At 36.9% G+C, this 1,025-nt stretch carries 2 protein-coding genes; one reads left to right on the forward strand and one right to left on the reverse strand.

Annotated features, from left to right (window positions below):
- On the reverse strand, positions 1-635 hold a 635-nt coding region (locus LOK41_RS28200), incomplete at its 3' end, for an IS4 family transposase (protein ID WP_241819381.1).
- Positions 636-700: 65 nt separating this feature from the next.
- Here LOK41_RS28200 and LOK41_RS28205 point away from each other — a divergent pair.
- Positions 701-961: an SEC-C metal-binding domain-containing protein gene (locus LOK41_RS28205; protein ID WP_241819382.1), complete on the forward strand. Its 261-nt coding sequence runs from the start codon at positions 701-703 to the stop codon at positions 959-961.
- The last annotated feature ends 64 nt before the right edge of the window (positions 962-1,025 follow it).

A 1,025-nucleotide genomic window follows, 5' to 3' on the forward strand; every position in this document is an offset into this window, starting at 1 on the left:
TGTATCGCATCTAAATCAATTAAACTAAAATAACCTAAATCTCGTATGCATAGGTCTTGTAAATCAACAGTATGTTGAACTTCTTTTCCATAATTCACATCATTTTGTTTGCCAGGTCCCACTTCAACATGTAAAAACTGTCCACTCAGCAAATCATATTCTAGTTGTATTTTCACACCAGAAGCCTTTCCGCTTCCTCCGGATCCAGGATAGGACGCTGCAAGTTGATCCGAGACTTGAAATGTAGTAGCATCTAGAATCCGAATACGACGAAAGTATGCTGAAAAAGAAGAAGGAAGAGGCATCGTGGATAACAATTGTTTTTGTAATAACCGTGAGAATAGAGAGCGTAAAAATTCCACTGCTTTTGTATTTAGCCTGAGATTCAGCCCTTCCGGACTGATAAGGACACCTGTTTCTGATTCTAAAATGCCACATAATCGAGCCAGAGAATGACTCGCAGTATCTTGTCCCATCCCAATACATAATGAAGATAGATCTTGTGCCCGAAATTTACTCGTACGTTGAACAAACTGAGTTTGTTTGGCAAGTTCGGTTAATGCTTGTGGTGAAAAGCTACATTGTAATTCCTCTGCAAGTAGTCGAAACACTTGAGAGCTAGAAAATTTTTTCATAGATATTCCTCCACTTTTTCTTAAATTTTATACAATAGAAAGAAAAAGGAAAGAGGGAATCAGGCATGTATCCACTGGGTTCGAAAGAACATCCCATCATCGTAAAGGTTTCGTCTCAAACAAGAGCAGATAAAGTGGCTGCGATTTGTGAGGCATACAATTTTTACTACATAGTTGGGCTAGAATTCAATGAAGATATATCGGATTTAAAGAAAGCAATCAAAGATTGCTCAAGACCAGCAAATATTTATGAGAATTGTCCATGTAACAGTGGTAAGAAATATAAATTTTGTTGCATGAACAAAGAAATTGAGTTAGATATATAAAAATGAGATACTCCCATTTTTTTCGTTTTGGGGGTATCTCATTTTAGTTAGCTTGATGGGCATG

This window comes from Bacillus sp. TL12 (genome assembly GCF_022625245.1).
Lineage (GTDB): Bacteria > Bacillota > Bacilli > Bacillales > Bacillaceae_G > Bacillus_A.